Annotated in this window: 26 protein-coding genes; 15 read left to right on the top strand and 11 right to left on the bottom strand. The window is 54.8% G+C overall.

Features of this window, described 5'->3' with window-relative positions:
• Positions 1–128 precede the first annotated feature (128 nt).
• The 5 genes from argS to ACI0CA_RS06295 form a co-directional block, all read right to left on the bottom strand.
• Entirely contained in the window at positions 129–1,817 is a 1,689-nt protein-coding gene (gene argS / locus ACI0CA_RS06275; RefSeq protein WP_446806448.1) for an arginine--tRNA ligase, read from the bottom strand.
• 19 nt (positions 1,818–1,836) lie between these two features.
• A complete protein-coding gene (locus ACI0CA_RS06280) occupies positions 1,837–2,274 on the bottom strand; it encodes a DUF1934 domain-containing protein (RefSeq protein WP_176821243.1) in 438 nt (145 codons plus the stop codon).
• Between the two features lie 6 nt (positions 2,275–2,280).
• Positions 2,281–3,093, bottom strand: coding sequence for a glutamate racemase (murI, locus tag ACI0CA_RS06285; RefSeq protein WP_316686039.1), 813 nt, complete (start codon positions 3,091–3,093; stop codon positions 2,281–2,283).
• 15 nt (positions 3,094–3,108) lie between these two features.
• Complete coding sequence (locus ACI0CA_RS06290; RefSeq protein WP_446806447.1) at positions 3,109–4,182, bottom strand: D-alanine--D-alanine ligase family protein; 1,074 nt, start codon at positions 4,180–4,182, stop codon at positions 3,109–3,111.
• Between the two features lie 320 nt (positions 4,183–4,502).
• Positions 4,503–4,805 (bottom strand): ThuA domain-containing protein, encoded by a 303-nt coding sequence (locus tag ACI0CA_RS06295; protein WP_308448154.1) that lies wholly within the window; start codon positions 4,803–4,805, stop codon positions 4,503–4,505.
• A gap of 47 nt (positions 4,806–4,852) precedes the next feature.
• Between ACI0CA_RS06295 and ACI0CA_RS06300 the strand changes: the two genes are divergently transcribed.
• Positions 4,853–5,182, top strand: coding sequence for a DUF1540 domain-containing protein (locus ACI0CA_RS06300; RefSeq protein WP_395590116.1), 330 nt, complete (start codon positions 4,853–4,855; stop codon positions 5,180–5,182).
• Between the two features lie 126 nt (positions 5,183–5,308).
• Positions 5,309–6,055, top strand: coding sequence for a hypothetical protein (locus ACI0CA_RS06305; RefSeq protein WP_446806446.1), 747 nt, complete (start codon positions 5,309–5,311; stop codon positions 6,053–6,055).
• 163 nt (positions 6,056–6,218) lie between these two features.
• Here ACI0CA_RS06305 and ACI0CA_RS06310 read toward each other — a convergent pair whose 3' ends face one another.
• Positions 6,219–7,433: an FtsW/RodA/SpoVE family cell cycle protein gene (locus ACI0CA_RS06310; protein ID WP_446807062.1), complete on the bottom strand. Its 1,215-nt coding sequence runs from the start codon at positions 7,431–7,433 to the stop codon at positions 6,219–6,221.
• Between the two features lie 262 nt (positions 7,434–7,695).
• Here ACI0CA_RS06310 and ACI0CA_RS06315 point away from each other — a divergent pair, with 262 nt between their 5' ends.
• The 5 genes from ACI0CA_RS06315 to upp are packed head-to-tail and all read left to right on the top strand — an operon-like array spanning position 7,696 to position 11,694.
• Positions 7,696–9,369 carry a formate--tetrahydrofolate ligase gene (locus ACI0CA_RS06315; protein WP_308448158.1) on the top strand — a complete coding sequence of 558 codons (1,674 nt, stop codon included), beginning with the start codon at positions 7,696–7,698 and terminating at the stop codon, positions 9,367–9,369.
• On the top strand, positions 9,369–9,794 hold the full coding sequence (gene tsaE / locus ACI0CA_RS06320) for a tRNA (adenosine(37)-N6)-threonylcarbamoyltransferase complex ATPase subunit type 1 TsaE (protein ID WP_308448159.1): 426 nt from the start codon (positions 9,369–9,371) through the stop codon (positions 9,792–9,794). The genes ACI0CA_RS06315 and tsaE overlap by 1 nt, the downstream gene beginning before the upstream one ends.
• Before the next feature lie 60 nt (positions 9,795–9,854).
• The gene (gene tsaB, locus ACI0CA_RS06325) at positions 9,855–10,562 is read left to right on the top strand and encodes a tRNA (adenosine(37)-N6)-threonylcarbamoyltransferase complex dimerization subunit type 1 TsaB (protein WP_308448160.1); all 708 of its coding nucleotides are present in this window, start codon (positions 9,855–9,857) and stop codon (positions 10,560–10,562) included.
• A 24-nt stretch (positions 10,563–10,586) separates the two neighbouring features.
• Positions 10,587–11,033, top strand: a complete 447-nt coding sequence (gene rpiB / locus ACI0CA_RS06330) for a ribose 5-phosphate isomerase B (protein WP_412265023.1) — start codon at positions 10,587–10,589, stop codon at positions 11,031–11,033.
• A 22-nt stretch (positions 11,034–11,055) separates the two neighbouring features.
• Positions 11,056–11,694: a uracil phosphoribosyltransferase gene (gene upp, locus ACI0CA_RS06335; protein ID WP_308448162.1), complete on the top strand. Its 639-nt coding sequence runs from the start codon at positions 11,056–11,058 to the stop codon at positions 11,692–11,694.
• A 117-nt stretch (positions 11,695–11,811) separates the two neighbouring features.
• Here upp and ACI0CA_RS06340 read toward each other — a convergent pair whose 3' ends face one another.
• Together ACI0CA_RS06340 and ACI0CA_RS06345 are read right to left on the bottom strand one after the other, a co-directional pair.
• On the bottom strand, positions 11,812–12,483 hold the full coding sequence (locus ACI0CA_RS06340) for an HD domain-containing protein (RefSeq protein ID WP_343284242.1): 672 nt from the start codon (positions 12,481–12,483) through the stop codon (positions 11,812–11,814).
• Between the two features lie 24 nt (positions 12,484–12,507).
• A complete protein-coding gene (locus ACI0CA_RS06345) occupies positions 12,508–13,875 on the bottom strand; it encodes a Sapep family Mn(2+)-dependent dipeptidase (protein WP_343284243.1) in 1,368 nt (455 codons plus the stop codon).
• 115 nt (positions 13,876–13,990) lie between these two features.
• Here ACI0CA_RS06345 and ACI0CA_RS06350 point away from each other — a divergent pair, with 115 nt between their 5' ends.
• From ACI0CA_RS06350 to ACI0CA_RS06385, 8 genes are all read left to right on the top strand, one after another.
• Complete coding sequence (locus ACI0CA_RS06350; RefSeq protein WP_308448165.1) at positions 13,991–14,569, top strand: nucleoside recognition domain-containing protein; 579 nt, start codon at positions 13,991–13,993, stop codon at positions 14,567–14,569.
• Entirely contained in the window at positions 14,557–15,075 is a 519-nt protein-coding gene (locus ACI0CA_RS06355; protein ID WP_308448166.1) for a spore maturation protein, read from the top strand. The genes ACI0CA_RS06350 and ACI0CA_RS06355 overlap by 13 nt, the downstream gene beginning before the upstream one ends.
• Positions 15,076–15,148: 73 nt before the next feature.
• Positions 15,149–15,919, top strand: a complete 771-nt coding sequence (locus ACI0CA_RS06360; protein WP_316518778.1) for a type III pantothenate kinase — start codon at positions 15,149–15,151, stop codon at positions 15,917–15,919.
• Between the two features lie 138 nt (positions 15,920–16,057).
• Entirely contained in the window at positions 16,058–17,110 is a 1,053-nt protein-coding gene (locus ACI0CA_RS06365) for a lysylphosphatidylglycerol synthase transmembrane domain-containing protein (RefSeq protein ID WP_417111065.1), read from the top strand.
• 179 nt (positions 17,111–17,289) lie between these two features.
• Positions 17,290–18,003: an ABC transporter ATP-binding protein gene (locus ACI0CA_RS06370; RefSeq protein WP_446806445.1), complete on the top strand. Its 714-nt coding sequence runs from the start codon at positions 17,290–17,292 to the stop codon at positions 18,001–18,003.
• A 14-nt stretch (positions 18,004–18,017) separates the two neighbouring features.
• On the top strand, positions 18,018–19,604 hold the full coding sequence (locus tag ACI0CA_RS06375) for a hypothetical protein (RefSeq protein ID WP_446806444.1): 1,587 nt from the start codon (positions 18,018–18,020) through the stop codon (positions 19,602–19,604).
• A 114-nt stretch (positions 19,605–19,718) separates the two neighbouring features.
• Positions 19,719–20,645 (top strand): 1-phosphofructokinase, encoded by a 927-nt coding sequence (gene pfkB, locus ACI0CA_RS06380; protein WP_446806443.1) that lies wholly within the window; start codon positions 19,719–19,721, stop codon positions 20,643–20,645.
• Positions 20,635–21,579, top strand: coding sequence for an AEC family transporter (locus tag ACI0CA_RS06385; protein ID WP_417420974.1), 945 nt, complete (start codon positions 20,635–20,637; stop codon positions 21,577–21,579). The genes pfkB and ACI0CA_RS06385 overlap by 11 nt, the downstream gene beginning before the upstream one ends.
• Positions 21,580–21,638: 59 nt before the next feature.
• Here the strand turns inward: ACI0CA_RS06385 and ACI0CA_RS06390 are convergent, their stop codons facing one another.
• The 3 genes from ACI0CA_RS06390 to ACI0CA_RS06400 all read right to left on the bottom strand — a co-directional run bounded on the left by ACI0CA_RS06390 (position 21,639) and on the right by ACI0CA_RS06400 (position 26,209).
• Entirely contained in the window at positions 21,639–22,016 is a 378-nt protein-coding gene (locus tag ACI0CA_RS06390; protein WP_176821263.1) for a metal-dependent transcriptional regulator, read from the bottom strand.
• A gap of 216 nt (positions 22,017–22,232) precedes the next feature.
• The gene (locus ACI0CA_RS06395) at positions 22,233–23,960 is read right to left on the bottom strand and encodes an ammonium transporter (protein WP_412353482.1); all 1,728 of its coding nucleotides are present in this window, start codon (positions 23,958–23,960) and stop codon (positions 22,233–22,235) included.
• A 140-nt stretch (positions 23,961–24,100) separates the two neighbouring features.
• Positions 24,101–26,209 (bottom strand): glutamine synthetase III family protein, encoded by a 2,109-nt coding sequence (locus tag ACI0CA_RS06400; RefSeq protein ID WP_176821265.1) that lies wholly within the window; start codon positions 26,207–26,209, stop codon positions 24,101–24,103.
• Between the last annotated feature and the right edge of the window lie 360 nt (positions 26,210–26,569).

The raw sequence follows: 26,569 nt of genomic DNA on the forward strand, positions 1-26,569 counted from the left end.
TGTAATACCACACATTTGCGCATAACAGGATAGAAAAAACCGACGGCATGAGGGAACTTGTGCCGTCGGTTTTCTTATACAAAAGGAGTCGCTCTCGGAAACGTGAGCGACTCCTTTGCAGTTTATGATTACATGGACGTCGGGACGGTGATGTTGAACATGGTGAGGACGTTGCGAATGACCGTTGCGGTGGCGCGGCAAAGGGTGAGACGCGCCTGCATGAGGCTTTCTTCCTCGCCCTTTACACGGCAGGCATTGTAGAACTTGTGGAACTTTGTTGCAAGCTCGATAACATAGCGCGTGATGCGTACCGGGTCGTAGTCCTTTGCGGCGCCGATGATCTCATCGGTGTAAGACGCGATGTGCTGGATGAGCTCAAGCTCCTCCGGCGCGGTGAGCAGTGCGAGCTCCTCTGCGGTGCAGTCGCGCGGGGTGACGCCCTCGGCTTCCAGTGCGCGCAGGATGCTGCAAATACGCGCGTGGGCGTACTGAACGTAGTACACGGGGTTCTGGGAATCCTGCTGCACGGCGAGGTCGAGGTCGAAGTCGAGCAGGGAGTTCGCTTCACGCATGTTAAAGAGGAATCTTGCGGAATCGACCGGAACTTCATCAAGCAGGTCACCAAGCTGGATGGCCTTACCGGTACGCTTGCTCATGCGCACGGGCTGGCCGTCACGCATCAAACGGACGAACTGCATGAGGATGATGTCGAGCTTATCGGCGCTCTGACCGATGGCGTCCATCGCGCCCTTCATGCGGGCGACGTGGCCATGGTGGTCGCTGCCCCAGATGTCGATGAGCAGGTCGAAGCCGCGGTCGAACTTATTCTTGTGGTAGGCGATGTCTGCCGTAAAGTAGGTTGGGTTGCCGTTGGCGCGGACGAGCACTTCGTCCTTTTCGCCGCCGAACTCGGTTGCCTTGTACCAGACAGCGCCGTCTTTTTCGTAAGTGAGGCCGCGGTCGCGCAGGTAATCGACGACGGCCATGACTTCGCCGTCCTTGTGCAGGTCGCTTTCGAGGAACCAGCGGTCGTAATGGACGCGGTATTTTTCCATATCGGCCTTCATTTTCGCGATGTTCTTCGGCAGGCCGAAGCCGACGAGTGCCTTGCGGCGCTCTTCTTCGGTGATGTGCATCAGCTCGTCGCCGTGCTCTTTGGCGTACTCTTTGGCGAGGTCAAGAATGTCTTCGCCGTGGTAGCTGTCCTCCGGGAGCTCCGGCGGATTTTCCGCGAAGAGCTGCTGGTAGCGAATGGAGAGGGAGAGACCGAATTTATCGAGCTGATTGCCGGCGTCGTTGACGTAAAACTCACGCCAAACGTCGTAGCCTGCGGCATCCAGAACGGAGGCGAGGCAATCGCCGAGCGCGCCGCCGCGGGCGTTGCCCATGTGCATGGGACCCGTGGGGTTGGCGGAAACGAACTCGACCATGACCTTGCGGTGGTTGCCGTAGTCGCTTCTACCGTATGCGCTGTCTTTTGTGAGCACTTCGGTCAGCACATCGCTGTAAAACGCGGAGCCGAGGAAGAAGTTCATGAAGCCGGGGCCGGCGGTCTCGGCCTTAACGAAGTAGGTGCCGTTGAGGTCGAGGTTTTCCATGATAGCCGCGGCGATTTTCGGGGGTGCCATGCGGAATGCACGCGCGGAAGCCATGGCGGCGTTCGTTGCGAAATCACCGTGAGAGCGGTCTGCCGGGCGTTCTACAGTGAAAGCGGGCAGCTCTGCTTCGGGCAGCATGCCCGCAGCCATCGCTTTTTTCATCGCCGCTTCAATGACGGCAGAAACCTGTTCTTTTGCAATGCTTACTGCTTTAGACATAGGGGATGTTCCTTTCGGTTTATTTATTGAATAGATCACGCTTGCGCAGGCGAACGCAGATTTCGTTGCTGGAGGAAAGCTGGGTATCGATGTCGAGCGTATAGCGGATGCACAGCTCACCGCCCGCAGCGGAAAGGTCATGCTTTAACGTCTGTGTATATACGCCGAGGGAGAGCACGCCTGCGCCGGTATCATAAAGGCATTTGTGGCGCTTGCCTTTTTCCAGCACCAGACGGGTGGGCGTGCCGGGGGTCAGCATGGTGACGGTATCCTCATTTTCGATTTTGAGCACTTTGAGCTGACCGTTATACGGCGCTTCATCGGCATATTCCGTGTAGGAGATATACTTTGCGCCGCCGCGCTCGGTGTAATCGCCGAGCGTATCCACCTGAATTTCATCGGTCTGTGCGTCAATCGTTTGGCGACCGATGATGGTGATTTCGTAATCTTCGCGCATAATCACTCAGTACCTTTCAATATCTATACATTCCACGCAGCTTTCAACGCTTTGCCCGAGGAAGAGCTCGGCGACCTTATAAAAGCTTTCGGTGTCGTCGCTGACAAAATACTGCTGTGTGCCGTCGGTTTTGCCGTCGCACAGCAGACCGTTTTCCTCCAGCACGGTGCGGCAGCTTTTCGCGGCTTCGCGACCGGAACTGATGAGCGTGACGTTTTCGCCCATGACGCGGCGGATGGTCTCGCTGATGATGGGGTAATGCGTGCAGCCCAGAATGAGTGTATCTACGCCGGCTTCACGGATGGGCGTTAAGTAGCGCTCGGCCGTCAGGCGCGGGATAGGGTCATCCGGCGAGACGAACGCGTTTTCTACGAGCGGCACGAATAAGGGGCACGCCTGCTCGAACACTTCGGTTTTCGGCGCGAGACGCTCGATCTCCTTGCGGTAGGAGCCGGAAGCGATGGTGGCGGCGGTGCCGATAATGCCGATCTTGCCGTTTTTCGTTTGCTCCACCGCGGCGCGCGCCGTGGGGCGCAGCACATCAAAATAGGGGACGGGCAGCGCATCGCCGATGTCACGGGCAACAGAACTGACCGTGCCACAAGCGGCCAACACGGCTTTTACGTCGTGTCGGATGAGAAAATTCATATCTTGCTTTGCGTATTTGCGGATGATCTCGCGCCCGCGCGAGCCGTAGGGCACGCGGCCGGTATCGCCGAAGTAGAGGATATTCTCGTTCGGCAGGGTGCGAATCAGCTCCCGCATGGCGGTGAGGCCGCCGAGGCCGGAATCAAATACGCCGATGGGTCTGTTATCCATAAATTGCGCCTCGCGTTAGTCTTCACGCGTGAAAGCGCAGTCGATGAGCTTTTCAAGCAGCTCGCTGTACGGGGTACCGGCGTTTTCCCAGAGCTTCGGGTACATGCTGATGGACGTGAAGCCCGGCAGCGTGTTGATCTCGTTTAAAATGACCTTGTGCTCCTTTTCGGTGACGAAGAAATCCACGCGGGAAAGGCCGTCGCAGCCGAGCAGGTTGTAGGCACGAACAGCCGTCTTGCGCACTTCCTCCGCAACGTCTTCGGGCAGACGCGCCGGAATGAAGAGCTGTGCGACGCCGTTCTTATATTTGTCGTCATAATCGTAGAATTCTGCACCCGCACCGATCTCGCCGACCGGGGAAGCGACGCTTTTGCCGCGGTTTCCGAGCACGGCGCACTCGACCTCCTGCCCGACGATGCCTTCTTCAACGACGACCTTCGTATCGTTTTCGGCGGCAAGGCGGATGGCGGCGTCGAGCTTTTCGGGAGCCGTCACCTTGCTGACACCGACGGAGGAGCCTGCATTTGCCGGCTTTACAAACACCGGGAAATTGAGGCGTGCGGCGATTTTGTTGCGGATCTTCTCGCCGTCTGCGAAATAGCGGTCAGCATAGAACCACAGGTAGTGCGCCTGCTCGATGTTCGCGGCGGAAAGCAGCGTGTGGGTGACGGCTTTATCCATGCACACAGCGGAAGCCAGTGTGCCGCAGCCGACATACGGGATGCCGCTGAGCTTAAAGAGACCCTGAATGGTGCCGTCTTCGCCGTTTTTGCCGTGCAGCACGGGGAAGAGAACATCGACCTTCAAAACGGTATAGCTGCCGTCTGCGTTCAGAACGACAAGGCCGTTCGTCGCTTTATCGGGAGAGATGAACGCGGGGCGCGCGGTTTCGCTGTTCATCCACGTGTCGTTTTCAATGTTTTCCACAGCACCCGAATAGAGCAGCCAGCGACCGTCCTTTGTGATGCCGAGGGTGAGAATGTCAAATTTCTCTGTATCGAGATTTCGGATGATCGAAGCGGAGGACATCAGCGAAACTTCATATTCCGAAGACGCGCCGCCGAAGATCACGCAAACTGTTTTTTTCATGATAAAGGGCTCCTTCCCGCGCAGAAAATCACTGCGCAAACACTTTTTTGAGTGTTCAAAAAGAATTTTCAAAAGAATAAAAGAACAATATACCAGTAGTTTTACTCTTTTGCCGTATAAAATATGCGAATACACGAAACGGATCGCGCACACGCGTCGCCGCTCGGGCGATATCGGTTTAGTATACCATATCTTCCGTGTTTTTTCAAGCGCTGTGCGGGTTTTCGGGGCAGGATATAAAAGAAAAGCAGCCCACGGCGCTGCAAACACAGAGCCGTGGACTGCGAAACGGTAAAATTATTCTGTTTTAGAAAAGCGAGTTAGTCCCACATCTTGAGGTATTCGCCGGTGTTGCCTTCAAGGCGAGCCTGCTCGAGCGTGACTTCGATGCTCGGTGCGCCGAGGGTGATGCGTCTGTTCTTATCATTATAGCACCAACGCACGGCGTTCTGGATGATGCGGCGGACGTACGGATTGTAGAAGGAACCGTTCGTCTCGTGGCCCGGCTGGAAATAGAAGATCTTGCCGTAGCCGCGGGTGAAGGTGCAGCCGCTGCGGAAGACTTCGCCGATGTGGCTTTTGCATAAAACCCGACTTTGCGGGCAGGCTAAAGAAGTCGCCAAAGTGCGGCACGAACTTAGAAATTCAAAAGGAAAGGATCTGGACCGATATGAACAAGCTGAAATGTAGCGTGACGACCTGCCGACACAACGCAAACGACCTGTGCGAGCTGCGCAAAATTCAGGTGGACGGCCCCGCCGCGCTGGAAAGCCGCGAGACCTGCTGCGGCTCTTATGCAGAGCGCACGTCTTCCTCTGAAAACTCCTGCGGATGCTCGTCTTCACCGAGCGCCACAGCTGATGTGCATTGCAGCGCCGAGCACTGCACGTATAACGATAACCGCAAGTGCAGCGCGGACTGCGTCTGTGTGGGTTGCTGTTGCGCAGACCCGGAGGTCGTAAGCGAGACGGAATGCTGCACGTTTGAGCGCAGAGCGTAACCGTTTCTAAATCTTCACATGTTTCCCTTAGGGCGGTGCGGCTTTGGCTGTGCCGCCCTTTTCTGTTGCTTTTTATCATGTTTTTCGATATACTGTTTTTATAAACCGGCGGAGAGGGGGGAGCGCGTGATCGACACGGAACGTTTTTTACAGGCGCGAAAAGAGGCGCTGGGGCGCGTTGGCGGCGCAGGCGGCATCGGTACGCTTTCGGAAAAAGCTTTGCATGCGGCGCTGAAAAGCTACTACGAACCCGATTTTGAGAGCCGCGAAGTGAAGGTGGGCGGCTTTGTGGCGGATATTGTCGGCGAAAACGGAATCATCGAAATTCAAACGCGCGGGTTTGACCGTCTGGGCCGCAAACTCGACGCGTTTTTGGAAGCGGCGCGCGTAACGGTGGTATACCCTGTGGTGCCAAAGCGCGGGCTGTGCTGGGTGGACCCCGAAACGGGCGAGATCTCCGAAAAGCGAAAATCACCGAAAAAGGGCGCAGCGTATGATGTTTTCCCGGAGCTGTATAAGATCAAAAATCAGCTTATGCACCCGAATTTCCGGCTGTGCATCCCGCTTTTGGAGGTGACGGACTACAAGTATCTCAACGGTTACGGTAAGCAAAAGAAGCTGCGCGCGACGCGTGGGGAGCGTATCCCGGAAGCACTGCTCGGCGAAGTGATCTGCGAGAGCCGTTGGGATTATTTGAATTTGCTGCCCGAAGACCTGCCGGAGCCGTTTACGACGAAAACGCTTGCAAAAGCGATGCGACGCGCGCAGACGCAAGCGCAGTGTGCAGCGAATGTGCTGTATTCCATGGGTGTTTTGGAGCGTGTGGGTAAGGAGAAAAACGCATATTTGTACGTGAAAAAACAGGAAGAATAAAAGCATATCGCTTGCGGCTTTTGAAGCTCGGAGCGATACGCTTTTTGGTGGGGGTTGTTTTTCTGAAGGCGGCGTTTTTGCCGCCTTGGGCGTTGTCCTAAGAACCCGCAAGTTTTCTCGAAGAAAACTTGACGAAAGACTCTTAGCCATGGTTACCGGAAGCTTAGGCGTTTAATTTACGGAAGTTCATTTTCAGCGTTCTTGTACTGCGCAGGTGAGGAACGTTGGCGTCGGGGCGATGCATGTATACGCTTTGTATCAGGCCGAAGCCGAGGTACAGACATACGGCACTGCTGCCGCCGGCAGAGAAGAACGGCAATGTGACGCCCATGACGGGCAGAAGCGCCAGGCACATGCCGATATTTGAGACGGACTGTAAAGCGATGAGCCCGAAAAAGCCGAAGCACATGCAGCGCCCGAGGTCGTCCCTCGCCTTTGACGCGATATACAGCACGCGCAGGAGATACACTAACAATAATACGATGATGGCGGTGCAGCCGATGAAGCCGAGCTCCTCACCGGCAACGGAGAAGATAAAATCACTGTGCTGGAACGTGACGAGGTTTGTTTCGACACGCGGACCGTTAAACAGCCCTTTGCCGGTCAGCTGGCCGCTGCCGATGGAGATACGTCCCTGCACCTGCTGGTAGCCTTCATTGAGCTGAATAGATGGGTCGTCCAGATTATAGACAGATGTGAAGCGCTTGATCTGGTATTCGCTGAGAACAAATTTCCACAGCACGGGCACGGACACGGCGACAAGCGCGCCGAGCAAAATGAAATAGCGCAGCTGCACACCGCCGCCGAGGCTCATGCACAGGAACATGAAGAAAAAAACGATCGCGGCGCCGTCATCACCCTGAACATGGCAGAGCAGAACGGGCACCGCCGCGTGGAGCGCGAGCAGAACGACGTGCAGAGGGTGATTGATTTTATTTTGCACGCGCAAAACGGAGATGTGCTTTGCATACGTCAGCATAAAGCAGATTTTCACAAGCTCGCTCGTCTGGAACGTGCGGCCCGCAAGGCTGATCCACGCGCGCGCGTTGACGCCCTCGCTGCCCTGCACGCTGATGCCGAAAAACATGGTGTAGAGCATGATAAAAACGGAAAAACCCGCGATGAGATACCAGAACGACGCAATGCTTTCGTAATCGATGAAGGAGAGTACAAGCGCCGCGAGAAGGCCCGCAACGGTCACGACGAGCTGCGTTTTGAAATAATCCGTGTTCATCGCGCGGGAAACGCTTTTCAGAAGAATAAGGCTGAACGTGGATATTGTGAGCATCAAAAGCCAAAGAAGCTTGTCCGTACGGCGGAAAAAGGACGAAACAGCAAGGAAAATGCGGCTGTCTTTCGTAAGATCACCTGCTTTCAAAAAAATCAGAAGAAGCCAAAGTAAAACAAAGCGTAAAAGTCTTTGTAAGATGTTAGGAATAAAAAGCAAAATTTCAACAAAATTTCTATTTTAGTATATCACACAGAAAAGGAAGGGGCAATATCCAGATTTTTTCCGTTAAAAAAGCGCGTTCCTCTTTACGGAAACGCCTTTTTGCGCTATAATCTATAAGGCATAACGATGTCCGCATGCTGCGGCGTGCGGCAAAACGGAAAAGAACGGAAATGAAAGGTTGGTTGCAATGCTTACCGATATTGAAATTGCGCAACAGACAAAATTAAGACCGATTGCGGAGATCGCGGAAGAACTGCATGTATGTCCCGAAGAGCTGGAGCCCTACGGACGCTTTAAAGCAAAGCTGAATGATGACCTGTTCAAAAGACTTGAAAACGAGCCGGACGGCAAGTTGATCCTTGTTACGGCCATCAACCCGACGCCGGCGGGCGAGGGCAAGACCACCACAACGGCTGGCCTCGGTCAGGCTATGGCGAAGATCGGCAAAAAGGCCGTCATCGCGCTGCGTGAACCGTCTCTGGGTCCGGTGTTCGGCATTAAGGGCGGCGCTGCGGGCGGCGGCTACGCACAGGTGTTGCCGATGGAGGACATCAACCTGCACTTCACGGGTGATATGCACGCCATCACTTCGGCAAATAACCTGCTGTGCGCCATGCTCGATAACCACATGCAGCAGGGCAACGTGCTGGGCATCGACCAGCGCCGTGTGCTCATCAAGCGCTGCGTCGATATGAACGACCGCGCGCTGCGCAGCATTGTCATCGGCCTTGGCAGTAAGGTGAACGGCATCCCGCGCGAGGACGGCTTTATCATCACCGTCGCAAGCGAGGTCATGGCGATTTTGTGTCTTGCAAAGGATTTGAAAGACCTGAAAGAGCGCCTCGGCAAAATCCTCATTGCATATACGTATGACGGAAAGCCGGTCTATGCGAAGGACATCAAGGCGGATGGCGCTATGACGGCTTTGCTCAAAGATGCCATCAACCCGAACCTTGTGCAGACGATTGAAGGCACACCGGCCATCATGCACGGCGGTCCGTTTGCAAACATTGCTCACGGCTGCAACTCCGTGCGCGCAACGCGCTTGGCGCTGAAGCTCGGCGATTACTGCATTACGGAAGCAGGCTTCGGCTCCGACCTCGGTGCGGAGAAGTTCCTCGACATCAAGTGCCGTTTGGCGGGTCTCAAGCCGAACTGCATCGTCGTTGTCGCGACGGTTCGTGCGCTGAAATACAATGGCGGCGTGCCGAAGGCAGAGCTTGCAAAGGAGAATGTTCCGGCGCTCGAAAAGGGCATTGAGAACCTGCGCGCACACGTGGAGAACATGCATAAATATAACGTGCCGGTCGTCGTCGCCATCAACCGCTTCGGCACCGATACGGACGCGGAGCTGAAAGTCATCGACGATTGCTGCAAGTCCCTCGGTGTAGAGTATGCACTCTCCGAAGTGTTCGCAAAGGGCGGCGAAGGCGGCGTGGAGCTTGCAAAGACCGTCTGCAAAGTCATCGACGAGAATCCTGAAAGCCACTTTGCGCCGATCTATGATCTTGATCTCACAGTGGAGGAGAAGATCCGCACGATCGCGCAGAAAATCTACGGCGCGGATGATGTGACGTTCACGAATCAGGCGATGAAGTCCCTGAAGGACATCAAGGCGCTCGGCGGCGACGCGCTGCCGGTGTGCATCGCAAAGACGCAGTATTCGCTTTCTGACGACCCGACGCTGCTCGGCCGTCCGACCGGCTTCAACATTACAATCCGTGACTTGCGCCTCTCGAACGGTGCGGGCTTCGTGGTTGCGTATGCGGGCGATGTCATGACGATGCCCGGTCTGCCGAAGGTGCCGTCTGCCGAAAAGATCGACGTCGACGGTAACGGCGTGATCCACGGCCTGTTCTGATGCAACGGTTTGTTTCTCACTCGGTGCAGGACACCGAAAAAATCGCGGCGAAGCTGGCGGAAAAGCTCAAGGGCGGCGAGGTCATCGCGTTCACGGGACCGATGGGCATGGGCAAGACGGCGTTTACGCGCGGACTTGTACTGGCGCTTGGCGGCGGGGACGTGGTCTCCAGTCCGACGTTTGCGCTTGTGAACGAATACGATGCGCGGCTGACGGTGCAGCACTTTGACATGTACCGCGTTTCCGGTTGGGACGATCTCTACTCCACGGGCTTTTTCGATTACCTCGATACGGACAACGTGCTCGTCATTGAGTGGAGCGAAAACATCGACGGCGCTTTGCCGGAAAACACGATTTATGTCCACATGGAAAAGGGCGAGACGGAGACGGAGCGCATCGTTACCATTGAGGGCATAGACCTGTGATAAGTTTCTGATAGAAAGGACGGCTTTTGCGCGGCAAAAAATCGCGCGAAAGCGACAAATATGCTGATTTTAGCACTCGATTCCTCTGCGGCGCCGGCCTCGGCCGCGCTTTTGGAGGACGGAAAAATACTCTCTGAATTTTATATCAACACAAAGCAGACGCACAGCCAGACGCTGATGCCGATGGTGGAATCTGTTTTGAAGCTCACGAATAAAACGCTTGACGATGTGACCTGCATGGCGGTCTCCGCCGGGCCGGGTTCGTTCACGGGGGTGCGCATCGGCGTCTCCTGCGTGAAGGGACTTTCCATGACGCGGAACATCTCGTGCGCGGGCGTTTCCACGCTGCGCGCTATGGCGGAGAACGCACGGCAGCTGACGGGTATCGTCTGTGCTGTGATGGACGCACGCTGCGGGCAGGTGTATAATGCGCTGTTCCGTGCGGAGGACGGTAAGCTCACACGTCTTTGTGATGACCGCGCACTGCCCATTGCGGAGCTTTTGGAAGAATGCAAAACGTTTACGGAGAAGATTTATCTTGTCGGCGATGGCGCGGAGCTTTGCTATAAGACGTTTGCGGCTATCCGTGCAGAGCTTTTGCTGCCGCAGCTTCGTTTTCAGCGTGCCTCCGGCGTTGCCATGGCGGCGCAGGAGATGGTTGAAAACGGACAGACGGTCACGCCGGACGCTTTGATGCCAATCTACCTGCGTCTGCCGCAGGCGGAGCGTGAACTGAAAGCCAAAAACGCACAGAAAAACAATAAGTAATCCATATACGAAGGAGAATAAAGCATGAAGATCGCAGTTGGTTCGGATCACGGCGGATTCGCTCTGAAAGAAGCCGTCAAGAAGCATTTGGAAGCGAAGGGCATCGAAGTCGAAGATTTCGGCTGCTATTCCACGGAGAGCGTGGACTATGCGGTGTACGGCGCAAAGGTCGCGCACTGCGTGGCAGACGGCAAGGCTGATTACGGCGTACTTGTTTGCTCCACGGGTATCGGTATTTCCATGGCCGCAAACAAGGTGAAGGGCATCCGCGCGGCACTGTGCAGCGATGCCCACGCAGCGGAAATGACCCGCCGCCACAACAATGCAAACATTCTGTGTCTCGGCGGCCTTGTCACCGAGGAGAAGACCGCGCTGGAGATCGTGGACACGTTCCTCAAGTTTGACTTTGAGGGCGGCCGCCACCAGCGCCGTATCGACCAGATCGCAGATATTGAAAACGGACGCCTGTAAGGCAGAAATCGGAGAAATCAATATGGAAAACAACGAACAGATTTTTATCATGAACCACCCGCTCATTCAGCACAAGCTCTCTTTCCTGCGCGATAAGAACACCGGCACAAAGGAATTTCGCGAGCTTGTCAGCGAGATTGCAACGCTGATGTGCTACGAAGCTACCCGTGACCTGCCGCTGATGGACGTGCAGACGGAGACCCCGATGTGCACCGCAACGACGAAGGTCATCGCCGGCAGAAAGCTGGCATTCGTGCCGATTCTGCGCGCCGGTCTCGGCATGGTAGACGGCATGCTGCAGCTCGTTCCGAGCGCAAAGGTCGGCCATATCGGTCTTTACCGTGACCACGATACCTTGCAGCCGGTCGAATACTACAACAAGCTGCCGTCCGACATTGAAGAGCGTGATGTCATCGTGCTCGACCCGATGCTCGCGACCGGCGGTTCCGCAATGGACGCGATCACCATTGTAAAGCGCAGCCGCCCGCGCAGTATCAAGTTCCTGTGCATCATTGCAGCGCCGGAGGGCCTTAAGGCACTGAGCGAAGCGCACCCGGACGTTCATATTTACTGTGCAGCCGTTGATGAGAAGCTCAACGAACACGGTTACATTCTGCCGGGCCTCGGCGACGCAGGCGACCGTATCTTCGGCACGATGTAAGCTTTCGGAAAAGTTAATTTTATAAGCAAACGCTCATGGCGTGAAAATGAAGAAGGAGCCGTACCCGAAAGCGGGCGCGGCTCCTTCGATTTTTATGTTTTGCGTTTTGCGGGGGGATTACAGCAGACGCGTGTCGTTGATGATAAGCTCGAACGTGAGCCCCAAAAGATCGGCGGCTTTTCTGCACAGCACCATACGGTCGAGGAAAATCTCGAAATACTCCATGACGGGGCAGATGTCCGTATCAATCGTGATGTTGAAAAGGCAAAGCTTCTGCTCTTTGTCAATTTTCAGCGAGGCGTTCACGACGGCGTAATTCACGCGGTCGTGAATATCCGTTGCGATAATCGCGTTTTTGCGCACGCGGGAACGACGCACGTCGCTTTTATCGGAGAGGATCAGCGCGGCAGAGACGGCGTTTACCGGGAAAGCGGTTTTCTCATCGTGGTGACCGATAGCCGAGCAGATGATAGCGATTTCTTCCGGCGGCATGTTCATGCGCGTTAAAAGCGTGAACGCCATAATGGCGCCGCTGTGCGCGTGGTCGACGCGGTTTACCGTGTTGCCGATATCGTGCAGATAACCGGCGATGGCGGCAAGCTCGCAGGTGCGCGTATCGTAATCAAGCGCTTCCAGAATGTTCCGCGCGTAGTTGCTGCACCGCTTGGCGTGCGGGCGGCCGTGCTCTGTGAAGCCCAGTGCGCCAAGGCAGCTGTTGCCCGCCTCCACGTAGACCTTCACTTCGGGATTTTTAAAAATGTCCTCCGGCATGATATGTGCATATTCCATAACGGTGCGCTCCTGAATTCAAAATCAGTCCGCTGTAAACATGCGGTACATGGCCTCAAGGCAGATTTGTGCGTGCAGCTTGAACTGCTCCACGTTGATGCACTCGTTTGCCTGGTGTGCGTTCGATTCTTCTTCATCGAACGATGCGCCGAACGCAACGCCTGCGCCGCCCATCTGGCGGGCATACGTGCCGCCGCCCATGGAGAAGACGTCGCACTTTTTGCCGGTGACGTCCTCATAAGCGCCGGAAAGCAGGCTGACGAGCGGGCCGTCCTTCGGCAGGTACAGCGGCGGCTCATCGGAAATGAGCGTGTAGGTGAGGCCTGTGCCCTCCACGGACTTTGCAAGGATCTTGTCAATCTCTGCGCCGGACTTTGTTGCCGGGTAGCGAATGTCGATATCGAAGCGGCCCTCGCCGTTTTCGATGTTCACAAGGCCGAGGTTGAAGGTCAGCGCACCGCTCGGCTCATCGGACATCTTAACGCCGATGTTGGAGCCGTCATATGCAAGGCCGACTTTCTCATCCATGAACGTGAGGAATTCACCGCAGTCTGCGCCGAAAACGTTCACGAGCAGGCGTGCAAGGTGTGCGGCGGCGTTGATGCCGATCTCCGGGGTAGAAGCGTGCGCGGCCTTGCCGGTTGCGACGATGTGCGCGCCGTTTTCGGTGCGTGTGATGTCGAACTTCACTTCCGCAGCGTTTGCAGCTTCGACAAGCTTTGCAAATTCGTCGTCATCACAGAGCACGTCGGCTTCTGCCTTGTACGGCACGGCGTTGACAACAGTACCGGCCTTGAAGGAAACGATCTTCTTGCCGACCTTGCCGGTTACGGCAAAGCGGAACAGACCTTTTTCGCAGTGGCATACGCCGTAGCAGGCGTCCGGGGTGAAGCCCATGGTGGGCATCTGCTCTTTGGAGAAGTAGTGACCCATATCCTGCATGCCGATCTCCTCTGCGGAGCCGAGCACGACGCGCAGCTTGCGTTTGCCGACGACGCCTGCTTCCTTCAGCGCGCGCAGGCAGTGCAGCGCAACAATTGCCGGACCTTTGTTATCGGAAACGCCGCGGCCGAATGCCTTGCCGTCGCGTATGACCATGGTGTACGGGTCGCTGTCCCAGCCTTCGCCGGCCGGCACGACGTCAAGGTGCGCCATAACAACGGCGTTTTCTTCGCCCTCGCCGAGCTCTGCGTGCATTGCATAATAGTCGCTGTTCTTCGTCTTAATGCCGTATCGTTCCGCAATTTCTATCGCCTTATCCACAGCGGTTGCTGCGTCCTTGCCGAACGGATACGGGCCGTCCTGTGGCTGTGCGACTGAGGGAATGGCGATGATATCGCCGAGGTCTTTCATTATATCGTCCCAGTAATCGAGAATTTTTTCACCGAACATGATACATTTCATCCTTTCCAAATGAATATACCTCTATCATAATCCATATTTGTGTTAAAATCAATCAAAACTCTGTAATTTTCCGTAGAGAAATAAAATGAAAGGGGCGGATGGGATGCTGAACGGCATCTGGATGGCGATGATCGTGCTGGCGTTTATCGGTGCGGTGTGCACGGGGAGATGGACGGCGCTTTCCGCTGCTGCGGCGGATGGCGCAAGGCAGGCGGTGGAGACGGTGCTTTTGCTGCTCGGCGCGATGTGCCTTTGGACGGGCATCATGCGTATTGCGGAGGAGGCGGGGCTTACAAACGGGCTTTCCAAAATTCTGTCGCCGGTCATCAAGAGATTGTTTCCGAATTACGGAAAAAATGAAACCGTGCGCGAAAAAATATCGATGAATATTGCCGCAAACATGCTCGGCATGGGCAACGCCGCCACACCGTTTGGATTGAGCGCCATGGACGAAATGCAGAAATTACAGACGGGCGACACGCCGACGCAAGAGATGATCTTATTCGTCGTGATGAATACGGCGTCGTTTCAGCTGATCCCCTCGGCGGCAGTCACCTTAAGGGCTTCCTACGGCAGCGCAGACCCGTATGATGTTCTGCCGCATATTTGGCTTGTTTCATTCGGCGGTCTGCTCGTCTGCGTGCTGATGTGCCGCGTGTTTCAAAAATTGTGGCGGGCATAGGCGCGGCGGCCGTCTGCGGCGTGATCGCGCTCACGGTCATGTGCGGATACGTAAAAGGACTGCCGGTATTTGAGCTGTTCACAAAAGGCGCGGCGGAGGGTATGCATACGGCGATAAAATTATTGCCGACACTGCTCGGACTTATTGTCGGCATTTCCATGCTGCGCGCGTCCGGCTTTTTAGAGCTGTTTTCCGCGCTGCTGCGGCCCGTGACAGAAGTGCTGAACATCCCCACGGAGCTTATGCCGCTCATCTTACTGCGCCCGCTTTCGGGCAGCGGCTCGGTGTCGTATGTTACGGAGCTTTACGGCGCATACGGTGCGGACAGTGTAATATCCCGATTGGCGGCAATTTTATCGTCTTCGACGGAAACGACGTTTTACGCGGCCGCGGTGTATTTTTCGGGTCGGGGGTATAAAACGCTGCGCTACACGATTCCGGCGGCGCTTTGCGGCGACCTTGCCGCCGTGCTGCTCACGCTGCTTTCGGTGCGGCTTTTCGGGTAAAACTTTTTCTGTACGTTTTTGTGTTTTTGTGATATACTGCTCTCAAAGAAAATTGTTTTCGGAGGGGAAAGGTATGCTGCTGGCACTGGACGTCGGAAATACCAACATCACACTGGGCGTTTATGAGGGGGAAAAGCTGCTGTTCGTCACGCGCATGGCGACGAATCCGCCGCGCATGGAGGACGAATACGCTTCTGCAATGCTCAGCATTTTACATTTATACAATATCCACACGTCGCAGGTGAACGGCGCGGTTTTAAGCTCCGTTGTGCCGCGGCTGACCGATGACCTCGCCCGCGCGGTGCGCCGTGTTTGGAAGGTGGAACCGTTCATCGTCAGCGCGCAGTCTGTGCCGGAGCTGAAAGTGAAGCGCGATGTGCCGAACACACTCGGCGCCGACCTCGTTGTCGGTGCTGTGGCGGCAAAAGCCATGTACCACGGCCCGTGTATCGTCATCGATATGGGTACGGCAACGACGCTGACAGGTTTAAACGCCGACGGCGAAGTGTGCGGCGTAGTAATCATTCCGGGCGTCGGCACATCGCTTGACGCATTGACGAGCCGCGCAGCGCAGCTTTCTTCCGTCAGTCTGACCGCGCCGCCGCAGGTGCTTGGCCGCAACACGATGGAGTGTATCCAGTCCGGCATGGTGTTCGGCACGGCGTGTATGCTGGACGGCCTGTGCGACCGCATTGAAGATGAGCTCGGCGCACCGTGCGAGGTGGTCGCAACGGGCGGCCTCGCAGGTCTTATCGTACCGCATTGCAGCCGCAAGATCACTTTCAGCGATACGCTTCTGCTGGACGGCCTGAAAATTATCTGGGATGCGCACGGGGAAAAGTAAAATAAACGAATAAGGCAGTGCCGAATATTCAGGGCACTGCCTTAACGTTTTCTTTCGGTTGTCAGTCTTGTCTTGCCAATAGAAACGCTATATGGTATACTATAAAATACGATTTTTCTGCAAGGAGACTACATTTTCATGAAAGAAAAGAAAAAGATCCCGTGGGGTCTTATATACGTGGGGCTGACGGTGGTCGTGATGATCGTGTTCGGGCTCGTCAATACCGAATTTGCGGGCATGTTTTCCGTCATCGCAAATCTTTCCCTCGGGTTTGTGGCGCTCGCCGTGCTGATGACCGGCGTGTTCCTCGTAACAGAGGGCGGCATCATCCATATGCTGCTGCGCGCGCAGGGCGAGCACGTCGGCTTTTGGACAACGGTGAAGATTGGGCTCATCGGCATTTATTATTCTTACATCACGCCGAGCTCCACGGGCGGGCAGCCTGCGCAGGTCGTCTACCTGCGGCGCGATAAGGTCTCGGTCGGTAACTCCACTGCGGTGCTGTTTGTAAAGTTTTTTGCGTATCAGCTTGCGTTTGTGCTGTGCACGGTGGCATCGCTGATTTATATGTATCCGCGTTTGAAGCGGGACGACCCGCAGCTTATTCCCATTGTGCTGCTCGGCATCGCCATCAACGGGCTGTGGATTATCGCGATACCGCTTCTGTTCAGCCCGAAGATCTTAAAAAAACTGTGTGGCGGCGTGACAAAGCTGCTCTTGAAATGTACGTTTCTCAAAAAGCGCGAGAATTACATAGAAAAAGTGCACGGCTTTGAGGCGGATTTCTCCTCCTACACAATGAAATTCAGAAGCAAAATGCGCTATGTGCTCCTTGCGATTTTGTGGTCGATCCCGCAGGTCATTTTGCAGATGAGCGTGCTGTACGTGGTGTTCCGCGCGTTTTCACTCGACCTGCCTTACGGCGAACTGCTTTGTATGCAGACGATGCTGCAGGCCTCCGTGTGCTTTATCCCGCTGCCCGGTGCATCCGGCGCACAGGAGCTCGGCTTCTCCATGTTCTTTAAATCGTATTTTGCATCCGGCGATATTTTGTACACCGCCGTGCTTGTCTGGCGATTCTTCACATATTACATCATCGTGCTGCTCGGCGCGCTCGTCGTCGTTATCGATCAGCTCGTGTTTGGTTGCCGCAGAAAGCAGGAAGCGGCGCTCTCTGCAGGAAAAGAATAATTCGACTTGCTTCGGCGCAGCTCGTAGGAGTTGCGCTGTTTTTATGTTCTTTTATGACATATTCCCATGCGCCGGAAAACATTGACATTTTTCTGCCGTGTGTCTATAATGGGCTCGGCGGCTGAAATTCGGAAAGGCCGTATTTCAGCCGTGAAAAAGAAGAAAAAGGAGAAAAACACATGCTGAACATTCAAAACTACACAAAGCGCTTCGGTGACAAAATCGCCGTAGACGCCCTTTCGCTGCACATTGCGGCGGGGGAGATTTGCGCGTTCATCGGACACAACGGTGCGGGCAAAACGACTACGCTAAAAGCCTGCTGCGGCTTATTAAAGCCGGACGGCGGCACCATTACGGTGAACGGCATCGATATTCAAAAAGACCCCATCGCCTGCAAAAAGATCATGGCCTACATACCCGATAATCCTGATCTTTATGAATTCCTGACGGGCTACGAGTATTTGAATTTTGTTGCGGATATGTACGGCGTATCGGAAGCGGACCGCAAGGCGCGCATGGAAGCGCTTGCCGAGCGGCTGGATATTAAAAACGCGCTGCCGAACCTCATCTCGGAGTGCTCGCACGGCATGAAGCAGAAAATCGCCGTTATCGGCGCGCTTATCCACGAGCCGAAGCTCATTTTGATGGACGAGCCGTTCGTTGGGCTCGACCCTATTGCGGCGCACGAATTAAAGGAGATTATGGCGGAGCATTGCCGAAACGGCGGCGCTATCTTCTTTTCCACACACGTTTTGGAGGTGGCGGAGAAGCTGTGCGACAATGTAGCCATTATTAAAAACGGCAAGCTCATTGCACACGGCACCATGGACAGCGTGCGCGGCGACGGTTCTTTGGAGCAGGTCTTCTTAGAGCTGGAAGACCACAAGGACTGAAAGGGGGAGGCTGCATGTTAAGATCCCTCTGGAAGCTGCAATGGAAGCAGTTTGCGGCGCGCATGAAAAAAGGCAACGGCAAAAAGACCTCCGGCGGATGGTTGGCTTTTCTGATGCTGTTCTTTGTGGTGTGCATGGAAATTTTGATGTTTGTGGTGTTCGCAGAGCTTGTTCCGTTGTGCGAAATGGGGCTTACGTGGCTGTATTTCGCCATGGCGGGCACAGTGGCGCTGGCGCTTTCCATGTTGGGCAGCGTTTTTATGACGCAGGCGCAGTTGTATGACGCGAAAGACAACGAACTGTTGCTTTCCATGCCGATACCGCCAAAGTACATTCTCTTGACGCGCATTGCAATGCTGTTTACAACGACGGCAGGGTACACGCTGGCGGTTTTGCTGCCCGCGTTCGGTATTTACGCGTTTTCCTACGGCGCATCGGCGACGATGATTATCGGGTGGCTGTTTACGTTTGTGGCTTTGAGCCTGATTTCGCAGTCTGTCTGCTGTGCGCTCGGCTGGGTGCTGCACAAGCTCCTCAGCCGCCTGCGCAACAAGGCGGTTGTTTCGCTTTTGTACATGGTTATCTTCATGGCGGTGTACTGGTATTTTTACGCGAACGTCAACTCATTTTTGTCCGGGCTTGTCATGCAGGGCACGCAGATCGCGGGTGCGATGAAATATGTTTGGCCGCTTTATGCTATTGGCATGGCGTGCGGCGGAAGCCTTTTGCACACGCTGCTCGTGACTTTATTGAGCGCGGCAATAGCGCTTTTCACGCTTTGGCGGCTTTCCGCATCTTTCATTTCCTCCGTGCGTACATCGGGCGCGAAAGCGGGTGCAAAGCACAAATCGGGCAAAGCTTCCGCAAAGCAGCGCACGCCGGTGCTGTCTGTTGCGCATAAGGAGCAGCGGAAGTTCTTCACAAGCCCCGCGTACCTGATGAATTTCGGCTTCGGCTTGGTGATCATTCCGGTTCTGCCCATCGCCGCCGCGATTTTCCGCGGGAAGCTGATGCAGATGATAAGCCTGATGGGGTTTCGGCCCGAGTGGATTGCGCTCGGCATTTTTGGCGTGATGGCGTTTTGCATCGCGACGTCCTGCGCGACCGCGCCGTCTGTATCGTTGGAGGGCAAAAATCTGTGGGTGCTGCGCACGATGCCCATAAGCGGCAAAACGGTGCTTTTGGGCAAGCTCCTTATGGTGTGCCGCCTGCAAATGCCGCTTGTTGCCGTCAGTGTTTTGGCGCTTTGCCTCATCGTCGGGTGCGGTATCGGACTCACGGTGCTGACCGTTTGCGTTTGCGTTTTGTTCTGCTGGTTCGTCGGCACGCTCGGCCTTTTGATGAACCTGCTCGCGCCGCGCTTTGACTGGCAGAGCGAAAATCAGCCGTGCAAGCAGTCGTTAAGCGTATTCGTCACGATGTTCGGCGCGTACTTCTTTGCGGCGGTGATCGTCGGCGTGTTTTTTGCGGTATCTGCACTGCATATTCCGGGCATTGCGGCGTATGCGGTAACGACTGCGTTCCTTTTGCTTGCGTCTGTCTTGATGCACCTGCTTTTGGTGCGTTGGGGCGCAAAAAAATTTGAGCGCTTAGAAGCCTAAATCAAAATAAAACGAGCGTCTGCATACGTCTTTTGGCGGTGCAGACGCTTTTTCTTGCTTTTTTTGCAAAATCATGCTATGCTGAAACCACTTGATTTGGTTGGAGGGGTTTTTATGATCTACACGATCACATTTAATCCGGCGGTGGATTACGTCGTCACGGCGGACACGTTCCGCACGGGCAAAACGAACCGCACGAAAACGGAAAACATTGTGTTTGGCGGCAAGGGCGTGAACGTCTCTTTGCTGCTGCACGCGTTGAATACAAAAAGCATCGCGCTTGGGTTTATTGCGGGCTTTACGGGCAAAGCGCTGCGCGAGGGCGTTGAAAAAGAAGGCATCACGACCGATTTCATCGAAGTCGAAAACGGCTTTACGCGCATCAATTTAAAGCTGCATGCCGAGGAAGAAACGGAACTGAACGGCAGCGGTCCGGAGATTTCAGAAAACGAGCTCAAAAAATTTTTTGAAAAGCTCGGTGCCTTGACCCCGCAGGATACCTTGGTGCTTTCCGGCAGTGTGCCGAAGTCACTGCCAAAAGACATTTACGCACAGATTGCAAAGCTTGCGCAAACAAAAGGCGTACGGCTCATTGTGGATGCCGCAGGCGATTTATTATTGTCTACGCTTGAATTTCAGCCGTTCCTCGTAAAGCCGAACCGCGAGGAGCTTTCCGAGATGTTCCGTGCCCCGGCGGACACGGAGGAACAGGTGACGGCGCTTGCGGAGGAGCTGAAAAAACGCGGTGCAAAAAACGTGCTCGTTTCCATGGCGGGCGACGGTGCGCTTTTGTATACGGAAACGGGTGAGGTGTATTTTGCCCCGGCGGCAAAGGGCACGCTGATAAACTCCACCGGCGCGGGTGATTCCATGGTCGGCGGCTTTTTGGCGGAATTCACGCGTTCCGGCGATTTTGCAAAGGCGCTCGCCATGGGCACGGCGGCGGGCGGCGCAACGGCGTTTTCTGTCGGCATCGCGGGCTTCCAGAAAATTATGGCGGTGCATGAAAGTGTGAAAGCCGGGGTGCAGCGTGTTCGATAGTTTTCTGGTCGCGCTGAATGCGATCATGCCAACGTTTTTGCTTTTGGTGTTCGGCTACTTTTTAAAGCACAAAAACTTCGTCTCGTCGGAATTTTTAAAGCAGACGAATACGCTGACATTCAAATTTTTTCTGCCGTTTCTGCTGTTTAATAACATCTATAAAACGGAGATCACCGAGGCCATCGACGGCATGACGTTCACAATCGCGGTAGGGAGTTTGCTGTTATTGTTCGCAGTGCTGTGCATCGTCGTGCCGCGTGTCGTGCGCGAGCCGAAACAGCGCGGCGTCATCATTCAGGGAATTTTTCGCAGCAACTACGTCATATTCGGCGTGAGCCTCGTCACGAACGTGTTCGGCGCGGAGGAGGCTGCCGCGGCATCCATCTTGAGCGCCGTGCTCGTGCCGATGTACAACGTTTTGGCCGTCATTGCGCTGACGGTATTTACGGGCGGAGGTAAGGTCTCGCTGAAAAAGACGCTCAAATCCATCGCGACAAACCCGCTCATTATCGCGGCACTGCTCGGTGTGTTTGCGTCCATCATTAAATTGCGTTTCCCGGCATTTCTGGAAACGAGCCTGCGCGATGTTTCGCGCCTTGCCACACCGCTCGCGCTCATCGTGCTCGGCGGCGATTTCAGCTTCCGCAAGCTAAAAGGCAACATGCGTATTGCGGGCGTGACGGTGTTTATAAAGCTCGTCGTCATTCCGCTTGTTTTTCTGCCGATCGCGGTTCTGGCGGGCAGCAGAGGGCCGAGTCTTCTGGCGCTTGCACTTGCGTGGGAAACGCCGGTCGCGGTATCAAGCTACATCATGGCGCAGCAGGCGGGCGCAGATGGCGAACTTGCCGGTCAGCTTGTTGTTTTGAGCGCTGTGTGCTGCATCCCGACTGTATTTTTGATGATCTTTATTTTGCAGAGCATGGCGTTGCTGTAAAAGTAAAAACCCGTTTCCGGTAAAAGCTTCGGAAACGGGTTTTGTGCTGTTTAAGTTCATTAAAGATGCTCGTTCATTTCGCGGACATGCGCGCGGATTTTTTCAAAGCTCTCCTGGCTGATGACGTGCTCAATGCGGCAGGCGTCCTCTGTTGCAATGTCCTTCGGCACGCCGAGATAGGTGAGCCAATCGGAAAGCAACTTGTGGCGCTCATACATGCGGTTGGCGATAGCAAGGCCGTCCTCCGTCAAGTGAATGTAGCCGTCGCCGTCTACGGTGATCAAATTGTTCTCGCGCAGCTTTTTCATGGCTACGCTGACACTGGGTTTTGTAAAATTGAGCTCGTTGGCAATATCAATAGAACGCACATAGGTGCTGCGCTCGGATAAGATCAAAATGGTCTCAAGATAGTTTTCTGCGGATTCCTGAATTTTCACGGCTGTCTCCTCTCACAATCGGGGTGGATAAATTCTTATAACAGTATAACACAAATCCAAAAAGAGTTCAACTCCCATTTTGTGCAAAATCGAAAATAAGTTGCAGGAGAAAATGACAGAAAAAGTCAAGACCCGCCGGGGGAAACCGGCAGGTCTCGGCTTTTCTTATTTCAGGAGCGTAGTACGCGTCGTACTCAATTTAAATGGGAAGATTTATTATTCCACATCCTGCAGGGCGTCGTAGCCTTCTTCGCCCGTACGGACTTTGATGACATTCTCCACGTCGTAAACGAAGATTTTGCCGTCACCGATGTGACCGGTGTAAAGCGCTTTCTTCGCCGTTTCGATGACCGTGCGGACAGGCACCTTGGAAATGACGACCTCCACCTGTACCTTAGGCAGCAGGTTTGCTTCTACGAGCGTGCCGCGGTAGTATTCCGGCTTGCCCTTCTGAATGCCGCAGCCGAGCACGTTCGTCACCGTCATACCGGTGATACCGACGCTCATCAGTGCATTCTTCAAGGTATCGAAAGCTGCCTGCTTGCACACAATCTCGACCTTCGTCATCTTCACGCCGGTGCTTTCCGCTTTTACGGTCTTTACGGGGGCGTGATGCACAACGACTGGCACTGCTTCGTCTACCGCAGCCGGGCCGAACGGGGCAGGGGCAACGCTGAGGTCTGCGCTTTCGAGCGAGGTGTTGATGGCCGGAACGAAGTCTGCATACGCATTTGCAAGGCCATGCTCGGGCAGGTCAAGACCCATAATCTCTTCTTCTCTCGTCACACGCAGGCCGACTGTCGCGCGGATGAGCAGGAACACAATGGTAATCGTCACGGCTGTCCAAGCGCAGACCGTAAGCACACCAAGCAATTGTTTTGCAAGCAGTGCAATGCCGCCGCCGTAGAACAGGCCGGTGAAGCTATCGTTGCCGGGGGCTGTGGTCGTTGCAAAAAGACCGACTGCAATGGTGCCCCAAATGCCGTTACAGAAGTGGACGGCAACCGCGCCGACCGGGTCATCGACATGGAGCTTATAGTCGAGCAGCCAAACGCCGAACGGGCAAAGGAGACCGGCCACAATGCCGATGATTGCTGCGCCGAGGCAGTCCGTTACATCACAGCCGGCGGTGATGGCGACCAGACCGGCGAGAGAAGCGTTGAGACACATGGAAACATCCGGCTTGCCGTACTTTACCCATGTGAAAATCATGCAGGTGACGGTCGCTATGGCAGGTGAGACGGTGGTGGTGAGGAAGATGGAGCCGAGCTGCTCAACGCTTGTTGCCGCAGCACCGTTGAAGCCGTACCAGCCGAACCAAAGAATGAACACGCCAAGGCAGCCGAGCGGAATGTTGTGGCCCGGGAAGGCATTGACCTTTACGATCTTGCCGCTTGCATCCTTTTCGAACTTGCCGATGCGCGGGCCGAGCAGCTTTGCGCCGATGAGCGCGGAAAGACCGCCTACCATGTGGATGGCGCAGGAGCCTGCAAAATCATGGAAGCCGAGCTGCGAAAGCCAGCCACCGCCCCAGATCCAGTGTGCTTCGATGGGGTATACCAAAGCGGAGATAACACCGGAGTAAATGCAGTAGGAAAGGAACTTTGTGCGTTCTGCCATTGCGCCGGAAACGATGGTCGCGGTCGTGGCGCAGAACACAAGGTTGAATACGAAATTCGACCAGTCAAAGTTTGCGTAGTTTGTGAAAATATCAAAGCCCGGCTTACCGATGAAGCCCAGTAAGTCTTCGCCCAGCAAAAAGCTGAAGCCGATGAGAATGAATACACCGGTGCCGATGCAGAAGTCCATCAGGTTCTTCATCAGAATGTTGCCGGCATTTTTTGCACGGGTGAAACCCGTTTCTACCATGGCGAAGCCGGCCTGCATCCAGAAGACCAGCGCTGCGCCCATCAAAAACCAGACGCTGAAGATTTCGCTTGTCATATGTTCGTCCTCCTATGTGTTGTTTGAAAATAGAAAAGGGTGTGCACGTTTGGTTCCTGAAACGGAACCCCGTGCACACCCTTGTGCCTATATTGAATTTTTCATTCCTTATCCGTTTGAAACGGTATGTTCAAAGCCCTTTATACTCTGAACATCAGATCGCCGTAGCTCGGGTACGGCCAATAATCGGAAGAAACCAGCGTTTCCATCTCGTCCACAACGGCTCTCAGCTCGGTCATGGCGGTGATGACGGAATCCTTATAATAGGTCGCAACCTCAATCGGATCTTCGCCGACTTCCTTCACGCCGATGATGGCGTTATCGAGCGCAGCAAGCTTCTTATATGCGCAGTCCTGCAGGCCGGAAAGACGCTTGATGATATCAAGCTCCGCTTCGCACGGAATGTCATCGCTGATGGCTTTCTTCGTGGCAACGCCGCTTGCAAGCTCCGCAACGTAAGAGGAAACAGCGGGGAGAATGTCGCGCTTGACCATATCACTTGCGGTGAGCGCTTCAATGTTGATGGTCTTCGCGTACGTCTCGAGGATGATGTCCTGTCTGGACTGCATCTCGACCTCGGTGTAGATCTTATGCTTTGTAAAGAGCTTCACGTTCTTTTCGTCGGTGTAGTGCGGCAGTGCGTCTACCGTGGTCGGCAGGTTCGTCAGGCCGCGTTTTGCAGCTTCCGCCTTCCAGGCGTCCGCATAGCCGTCGCCGTTGAAGATGATGCGCTTGTGCTCTTTGATCACGCGCTTGATGAGTGCATTGAGTGCGCCGTTAAAATCTTCCTTGCCCTCAAGCTCGTCTGCAAACTGCTCGAGCTCATCGGCGATGATCGTGTTCAGCATGATGTTCGGGCAGGCGATGTTGAGCTGCGAGCCGAGGCTTCTAAACTCGAACTTGTTGCCGGTGAAAGCGAACGGGGAGGTTCTGTTTCTGTCCGTTGTATCCTTTGTGAAGGACGGCAGAACGTTTACGCCGATCTCCATGTTGACGCGGAGCGTACCGCCATAGACCGTGCCGGTCTCAATGGCGTGCAGAATAGCCGTAAGCTCGTCGCCGAGGAAGATGGAGATGATGGCCGGCGGCGCTTCGTTTGCGCCGAGACGATGGTCGTTGCCTGCGGAAGCGACGGAGATACGGAGCAGATCCTGATACTCGTCAACACCCTTGATGACAGCGGCGAGGAAGAGGAGGAACTGTGCGTTTTCCTGCGGCAGCTTGCCCGGCTCCAACAGGTTCTTTCCGGTATCGGTGGAAATAGACCAGTTGTTGTGCTTGCCGGAGCCGTTCACGCCTGCAAACGGCTTTTCATGCAGCAGGCAGACAAGGCCGTGGCGGAGCGCAACGTTCTTCATTGTCTCCATGGTCAGCTGGTTGTGGTCGGTCGCAACGTTCGTGGTGGAGAAGATCGGCGCCAACTCGTGCTGTGCCGGGGCGACCTCGTTGTGCTTTGTCTTTGCAAGCACGCCGAGCTTCCACAGCTCTTCGTCGAGCTCCTGCATGAACGCGGCAATTCTCGGCTTGATTGCGCCGAAGTAATGATCTTCAAGCTCCTGGCCCTTCGGTGCGCGTGCACCGAACAGCGTGCGGCCCGTGTAAATGAGGTCCGGGCGCTCATCGTAGAGCTTTTTATCGACAAGGAAATATTCCTGCTCCGGGCCGACGGTGGTGATGACACGCTTTGTCGTGGAGTCGCCGAAAAGGCGGAGAATACGAACGGCCTGTGCGCTCAACGCTTCCATGGAGCGCAGCAGCGGGGTTTTCTTATCCAGCACCTCGCCGCCGTAGGAACAGAACGCCGTAGGAATGTACAGGGAGTGATCTTTAATGAATGCGTAGGAGGTCGGGTCCCATGCGGTGTAGCCGCGGGCTTCAAACGTTGCGCGCAGACCGCCGGAAGGGAAGGAGGAAGCATCCGGCTCGCCCTTGATGAGCTCTTTGCCGGAGAATTCCATGATGATGCGGCCGTCTGCCGTCGGAGAAATGAAGCTGTCGTGCTTCTCGGCGGTGATGCCGGTCATCGGCTGGAACCAGTGCGTGTAGTGCGTTGCACCTTTTTCAATCGCCCAGTCCTTCATGGCATTTGCCACAGCATTGGCAACCGTGATGTCGAGGTCCTTGCCGTTGTCGATGGTCTTTCTCAAAGACTTGTAAACGTCCTTCGGCAGTCTCTCACGCATGACGTCGTCGTTAAACACCATGCTGGCGAAAATGTCCGGCACATTGATCTTTGTCGTGCTGCTCATGTAAACCACTCTTTCCTTCAATAAGATTCGCATAATAGGAGGGGCGAACGCTGCGATATAATTTGTATATCTTCCCGTGCGTTTCGTCCTGCGGCTTCGCTTTACGAAACCGTCTGCACAGCTGTTCGTAATTCATTCAAACAAAAAAGCGCTGGGGATGGCAACAAACCAACCACAGCGCCTTTGCTATGCTATGTGATGAATTTTACAACGTCTCGGGCCATTTGTCAACACCTTTTTTGAGGAAATTTGAAGATTTGCAGGATGTACAATTTAAACCTGCGTTTATAAATTCATTTTATGAAATTTTCAAAGTCAAGCGAACACAAAATGAAATTGCTACAACTCAAAAATTCAAAA

The sequence above is a fragment of the Hominenteromicrobium mulieris genome, from assembly GCF_046197855.1.
Taxonomy (GTDB): Bacteria; Bacillota; Clostridia; order Oscillospirales; family Acutalibacteraceae; genus Hominenteromicrobium; species Hominenteromicrobium mulieris.

What these genes read in the sequence shown, in the direction of transcription:
- argS (WP_446806448.1), bottom strand. Translation starts at nt 1,817, where the DNA reads ATGTCTAAAGCAGTAAGCATTGCAAAAGAACAGGTTTCTGCCGTCATT.
- ACI0CA_RS06280 (WP_176821243.1), bottom strand. Translation starts at nt 2,274, where the DNA reads ATGCGCGAAGATTACGAAATCACCATCATCGGTCGCCAAACGATTGAC.
- murI (WP_316686039.1), bottom strand. Translation starts at nt 3,093, where the DNA reads ATGGATAACAGACCCATCGGCGTATTTGATTCCGGCCTCGGCGGCCTC.
- ACI0CA_RS06290 (WP_446806447.1), bottom strand. Translation starts at nt 4,182, where the DNA reads ATGAAAAAAACAGTTTGCGTGATCTTCGGCGGCGCGTCTTCGGAATAT.
- ACI0CA_RS06300 (WP_395590116.1), top strand. Translation starts at nt 4,853, where the DNA reads ATGAACAAGCTGAAATGTAGCGTGACGACCTGCCGACACAACGCAAAC.
- ACI0CA_RS06315 (WP_308448158.1), top strand. Translation starts at nt 7,696, where the DNA reads ATGCTTACCGATATTGAAATTGCGCAACAGACAAAATTAAGACCGATT.
- tsaE (WP_308448159.1), top strand. Translation starts at nt 9,369, where the DNA reads ATGCAACGGTTTGTTTCTCACTCGGTGCAGGACACCGAAAAAATCGCG.
- tsaB (WP_308448160.1), top strand. Translation starts at nt 9,855, where the DNA reads ATGCTGATTTTAGCACTCGATTCCTCTGCGGCGCCGGCCTCGGCCGCG.
- rpiB (WP_412265023.1), top strand. Translation starts at nt 10,587, where the DNA reads ATGAAGATCGCAGTTGGTTCGGATCACGGCGGATTCGCTCTGAAAGAA.
- upp (WP_308448162.1), top strand. Translation starts at nt 11,056, where the DNA reads ATGGAAAACAACGAACAGATTTTTATCATGAACCACCCGCTCATTCAG.
- ACI0CA_RS06340 (WP_343284242.1), bottom strand. Translation starts at nt 12,483, where the DNA reads ATGGAATATGCACATATCATGCCGGAGGACATTTTTAAAAATCCCGAA.
- ACI0CA_RS06345 (WP_343284243.1), bottom strand. Translation starts at nt 13,875, where the DNA reads ATGTTCGGTGAAAAAATTCTCGATTACTGGGACGATATAATGAAAGAC.
- ACI0CA_RS06350 (WP_308448165.1), top strand. Translation starts at nt 13,991, where the DNA reads ATGCTGAACGGCATCTGGATGGCGATGATCGTGCTGGCGTTTATCGGT.
- ACI0CA_RS06360 (WP_316518778.1), top strand. Translation starts at nt 15,149, where the DNA reads ATGCTGCTGGCACTGGACGTCGGAAATACCAACATCACACTGGGCGTT.
- ACI0CA_RS06365 (WP_417111065.1), top strand. Translation starts at nt 16,058, where the DNA reads ATGAAAGAAAAGAAAAAGATCCCGTGGGGTCTTATATACGTGGGGCTG.
- ACI0CA_RS06370 (WP_446806445.1), top strand. Translation starts at nt 17,290, where the DNA reads ATGCTGAACATTCAAAACTACACAAAGCGCTTCGGTGACAAAATCGCC.
- ACI0CA_RS06375 (WP_446806444.1), top strand. Translation starts at nt 18,018, where the DNA reads ATGTTAAGATCCCTCTGGAAGCTGCAATGGAAGCAGTTTGCGGCGCGC.
- pfkB (WP_446806443.1), top strand. Translation starts at nt 19,719, where the DNA reads ATGATCTACACGATCACATTTAATCCGGCGGTGGATTACGTCGTCACG.
- ACI0CA_RS06395 (WP_412353482.1), bottom strand. Translation starts at nt 23,960, where the DNA reads ATGACAAGCGAAATCTTCAGCGTCTGGTTTTTGATGGGCGCAGCGCTG.
- ACI0CA_RS06400 (WP_176821265.1), bottom strand. Translation starts at nt 26,209, where the DNA reads ATGAGCAGCACGACAAAGATCAATGTGCCGGACATTTTCGCCAGCATG.